This window comes from Acidimicrobiia bacterium, assembly GCA_016650365.1.
Lineage (GTDB): Bacteria > Actinomycetota > Acidimicrobiia > Spongiisociales > JAENVV01 > JAENVV01.
The window spans coordinates 1-5,302 of sequence record JAENVV010000040.1; the positions used below are offsets into that span (position 1 = coordinate 1).

The window sequence follows — 5,302 nt, forward strand, 5'->3', positions numbered from 1 at the left end:
CCGAAAGCGGGCGCTGGAGCCCCGAGAACGATGCCGGCTGAACGCTGGAACCCAGGGTTCAACCCGGGGTTCGTACACCCGAAAGCGGGCGCTGGAGCCCCGAGAACGATGCCGGCTGAACGCTGGAACCCAGGGTTCAACCCGGGGTTCGTACACCCGAAAGCGGGCGCTGGAGCCCCGAGAACGATGCCGGCTGATTGCTGGAAGCCTGGGTTCCAGCAATCACATTCGGGAGAGGTCCCGGCCGGGCGAGGTAGAACCCTTGCCCGTACGCCACGGAAAGTTCCACCAGGGTGACAAGCTCCGCCATCGTTTCAATACCCTCGGCCACTACCTCTGACTGAGTCGCCTTCGACAAGGCTACGAGAGCCGCCACCATCGCCTGTCGGTTGGGATCGGTATCGACACCCCGCACCACATCAAGATCCAACTTGATGGAGTCATGAGGAAGAAGCACCAGATGTTTCAGGCTTGCCATGCCTGCCCCGACATCATCGATCAAAATTCGCAACCCTCGGCGACGAAGCTGAGCAAGGGTCGAACGGAAGCGCTCGTAATCTTCGATCACGGCCTCTTCCGAAATCTCGAGCCGGATACGCCCCGACGTGAGTCGGGTCAGGATATTGGAAAACGGAAGTGACTCCACGACCTCTGGTGACACGTTGACGGTGAGATAACAACGAGAGGGAACGTCCCTCAGGCCCTCGACCGCCGCCCGGATCGCCGCCAATTCGAGTTCCACACCCAGGCCCATCCGCCGGGCAGTACGAAACCAAACATCAGTAGGAACCGGCGAATCAAACCGAGCCAGAGCCTCATACCCCACCGGCGACTTATCGCCAACGAGCCAGTTGCCGAGTTGGAAGATGGGCTGAAACTGCATCTTCAGACCCGATCCTCCGATTGCAGCCCGGATCGACAAGCTCAGATCGGGCGAAATGGACTCGTCGTGGGCTCCGGCCGGACGGACCAACCCTCCGCCTTGCGACCCCGCCGGTTCATGGTCAAAATCGTTCACTGATGCCCCTCATCTTGTCCGAGCCAGTCGTCGATCGGCTGCCATCGGGCCGCCTCACTACGACATGATCGGACATAATAAGACAGACCTTGACAAGAACCTTCCGGTGGCTTCCCGAAGTTGCCAGAAGGCGATGGGATTTCCACTACCAAAGGACCAGGTCGAGCCCCACCCTGGGTTCCAGCGTTTAGCCGGCCCCCTTCTCGGGGCCTGTTTTCGGATGTATAAACCCCGGGTTGAACTTGGCTAGGAGGCCTGGCCAGACCCGGATATCCCTTACAGTGCGGCAGGCAGGACCAGGCGAAAGACGTTGTGATTACCCACGCGCCCGGCGGTCACGTCTCCTCCCTGGGCTCTGGCGAGCGCCCGGGATACCGTGAGTCCGAGACCAATCGAACCCGGGACCGAGGCCGGCCCACGCAGCTTTTGATATGGCTCGAAGATCCGATTGGTGTCACCCGGCGGAAGGGGCGGTCCGTTGTCACTGACGTCCACATACACCCCACCGTCGCAGTGGCCGACGTCAATCGAGACCTCGCGACCACCATAACGAAGCGCATTGGTCACCAGGTTCCTGACGATCTGTCGGACTCGTGACGCATCCCCCTGGGCGACCACCGGCACCTCCGGGTCTTCGACTCGCAGACCGTGGTGGGGGAGCAGGCGAAGAACGGCCGCAACCTCGGCTGCCAGATCCAAGCTTCTCGAAACGACCTGAACTTCCCCGATTTCTGATCTGGCGATGACGAGAATGTCCTCGATGAGATGGGACATCTCTACGCCGTTCTGGGCGACCAGGCTGACGAACCCTCGTCGCTCGGGTTCTGCCAATTCGGTGTTATCTCTCAGTTCCTGGGAGAAGCCAACCACCGCCGTCAGTGGGGTTCGCAGCTCGTGAGCGACCGACGCCAGAAAACGGTCCTTTGAAGCCAGCAAGTCCTCAAGTCGGCGTTGCGCCTCTGTAAGGCCGGTGACGTCGTTGATCGTCAACATCACCTGCGAGTAGTCGGGTCCGTAATCCATTTGCACCGGCTGCCACCGGAGGTCGAGGTGAAGCTGGCGACCGTCAGCAGTGATCGGCGACACAAGCATCGATGCGAGTTCGGCACCATCCCAAATCGCCATCAGATTGGCAATGAAGCTGTCCCGTGCCTCGGCGGACAAAAGGTCGCGAAGGTCGTGATTGTCCGAATCCGAGCCAAGCTGTTTGTTCAGCTCAAGCGCCGCCGGATTGGCATCGGTAACGTAAATGTGGCCAACGAGATCTGCCAGGACGTCCGGGTCGTCGAGTAGCGGACGAAGGTCGGTAACCCCGGCCGCCCGGTACTCGTCGAGGCGCTGCTTGGCCTCAGAGAAGTCCTCCCGCTGGATGGCAATCGGTGCGGATTGGAAAAGATGTCGATATCGATCCTCGCTGGCGATCAGGGCGTATTCGGCTGATCGTCGAGCCGTGACATCGTCGATGACCCCGACAAAGTACGATTCGGTCTCGTCACGAAATGCGGTCACTTGTACCCGTGACCAGCGTTCCTCCTCGTTCCTCATCAGGGGAAACTCGCCCTCGACGACCCCACCGGAGCTCATCAGATTCCTTGAGACTTCCTCAATCGATTTGAGATCTTCCGGGCGGATAAAATCGGCGATCCTTCGACCGGACATATCAGCATCCGGATCGAATCCGACAATACGTTTCAAGGCGCGATTGGCTGACACGATTTTACCGTGAGAGTCCACAACAAGAATCCCGACCCCGGCATGCTGAAAGGTGGCTTCGTAGCGAGCCTCGGCCAACGCCAAATCACTTAATGCTTTCTCGCGCTCTGCACGCAGTGCCTCAGGGCGTCCCAACAGCTGAAATAAACCGGCGCCTGCGAGAAGTGCGATCAATGCCCCCGAAACCAACAGAGTGTCCGTGGTTGGCGCCGAAGTCGGCCATCCGTCGCCCGGCCGCATCGCCAGAATCCAGGTGGTTGCGGTCGCCCCAACCTGGAGACTCCGGGTGACCGGATCCCCATCGAAGGCCGCGGCAGAGCCCGCAATGATGGTCGACTCTCCCAGACGCATCACCCCGGACACGACCTGACTCGAGGATCGTTCCAGGCCGACCTCGGCGGAGATGGCCGGCCAGTCAAGAACAATCGCCGCAAAGCCCCAGAACACGCCGTCGGAGTCGTAGACCGCCCGGCGCACGATCAAACCGGAACCACCCTGAACAAGATCGACCGGGCCTTGGATCAACGTATCGCCCGAGACCATGGCTGGCTCGAGAAGCGCTTTTCGATCCGGGTCCGCCATCAGATCGAGTCCCAGCGCAGCCTCATTGCCTTCCAAGGGAAACACGTACTCGAGGATCGAGTTTGGCCCGAGCTGGACGGATCGGATCTTTGGAGCGACCTCCATCAGGGCGGCGGCAAATACCGGGAAGTTCGAGGCCAGTTGTTCGGGATCGCCTCCACTGAGTTCAACGACGGCTGACAGCGTTTCGACCGACGCAGACTCTCGAACCACCGCGTCACTCAGCCTCCTCGCCAGTGCGTCGGCGTTCGCCGAGACTTCGGCGCGCACTCGGGCGTTATTGGCCGAACGGGCACCGTAATCCACAAACGCTGTGAGCGAAAGAATTACCAATGCAGTGACAATGGCCGCAACGCCGCGCTTCATGTGACTCCGCTAGACACGGGCATGGTAGGTGGGGCCGATGGGATCGAGCGATCTTTGACCCGACGGAACGAGGACCGGATTCGTGTACAGATCTTGCTAACGCGCCACTTCGGGCCGAATATCTCGGAGGAAAGCAAGTATCCAGTCACCGACTTGACCTCCATCAGTATCACCGCCCAGGCTGCCAATGCCTGCTTCCGATTCCTCGGCCCCAATGAGATGGACGCGCCGCTCGATCAGCAGTCGCTCGTAGTCGGCGTCATACTCGGGATGATCCTGAATACTCAGCATGTGTTCTCCGACCCGCAAGGCCGGGATCTGCGCCGTGGATCCGCTCGCTATGGGCACGGCGCCCGGTGGCAAATTGAACACCACATCACGATGCATTGCATGAAGACGGACGGTGGCACCCGTGAACCAGGGTTGTGATTCCATGTCCATTGTTTGTACACCCACCTTCCAGAGGCCTGCCGGACCTACCTGGCCGCCCAGCGCTTTGGCGATAGCCTGATGTCCGAAGCAGACGCCGACTGTCCTGGCCCGCGCATCGTCTAGCTCTCTGATGAACTCGAGTAGATCTGCAATCCACGGCTCGTCGTCGTACACCGAGAATCGAGAACCGGTTATGACCCACCCGTCACACTCATCTGTCGATCGGGGAAGTTCGCCGGTAAACGCACGGTACGAGCGGATCTCGACGGTCGGATCGGCTGCCCGGATAAACCGGGTGTAGATGTCGTCAAGGTCGCCTCCCGTCAATCCTCGAAGCGACTCATCGACCTCATCACAGAGAAGTAGCCCAATAGAAGTCATGCTGGTTCAGTTGTTGGCGATAAAGACAGATTTCAGCTCCGAGTAGTGCTCAAGGGCGACCATCCCCTGTTCGCGTCCAACGCCGGACCGCTTCACGCCTCCGAACGGCGCTTCAATATGCACGGAGGACGAGGTGTTGATCGAAATCATGCCGGTCTCAATCCGGCGGGCGACTCGAAGCGCCCGGCCAATGTCGCGGGTCCACAACGACCCGCTCAGACCGTAGATCGAATCGTTGGCCAATGAGACGGCCTCTTCCTCACCATCAAATGGAACGATGGCAACCACCGGGCCGAAGATCTCTTCTTGCATGATGCGCATGTCCGGTCGCACGTCCACGAATACCGCCGGTGTGAGGTAACTACCTGACGAGAGACCGCCGCCGGGACGGTCTGCTCCACAAATCAGCGTGGCCCCTTCCTGCTCGCCGATCCGAACATAATCTTCGACACTGTCACGATGCCCATCCGAGATCAGCGGCCCAAGTTCGGTGTCTTCATCATCTGTTGGTCCAACCACCAGAGTTCCGGCCCTCGCCGTAAATCGTTCGACGAACTCATCGAAAACCGATCGTTCCACCAGGATTCGAGAACGCGAGCAGCAGTCCTGGCCGGTGTTGTCGTAGGCTCCAAACACCGACGACTGCACGCAGTCGTCAAGATCCGCATCGCCAAAAACGACGTTGGCAGACTTTCCACCAAGCTCTAGCGACACGCGTTTGATATCTGGAGCGGCAATCCTCATGACATTTACTCCGACCGCGGTCGAGCCTGTGAAGGAGATCTTGCGCACGAGCGGATGCCCAACAAG

The 5,302-nt window shown here is 59.8% G+C and carries 4 protein-coding genes; all 4 read right to left on the minus strand.

Annotated elements, in window-relative coordinates; all coding sequences use genetic code 11:
• Window positions 1-136: 136 nt before the first annotated feature.
• Window positions 137-1,018, minus strand: a complete 882-nt coding sequence (locus JJE47_02475) for an EAL domain-containing protein (GenBank protein MBK5266274.1) — start codon at window positions 1,016-1,018, stop codon at window positions 137-139.
• 276 nt (window positions 1,019-1,294) lie between these two features.
• Entirely contained in the window at window positions 1,295-3,679 is a 2,385-nt protein-coding gene (locus tag JJE47_02480; protein ID MBK5266275.1) for a PAS domain S-box protein, read from the minus strand.
• 96 nt (window positions 3,680-3,775) lie between these two features.
• Window positions 3,776-4,492, minus strand: coding sequence for a type 1 glutamine amidotransferase (locus JJE47_02485; protein MBK5266276.1), 717 nt, complete (start codon window positions 4,490-4,492; stop codon window positions 3,776-3,778).
• Window positions 4,493-4,498: 6 nt separating this feature from the next.
• The coding region (locus tag JJE47_02490) for an aldehyde dehydrogenase (GenBank protein ID MBK5266277.1) at window positions 4,499-5,302 on the minus strand (804 nt) is incomplete at its 5' end.

Excerpts from the sequence above, each read along its gene's own strand:
- JJE47_02485 (MBK5266276.1), bottom strand. The coding sequence starts at position 4,492 with ATGACTTCTATTGGGCTACTTCTCTGTGATGAGGTCGATGAGTCGCTT.
- JJE47_02480 (MBK5266275.1), bottom strand. The coding sequence starts at position 3,679 with ATGAAGCGCGGCGTTGCGGCCATTGTCACTGCATTGGTAATTCTTTCG.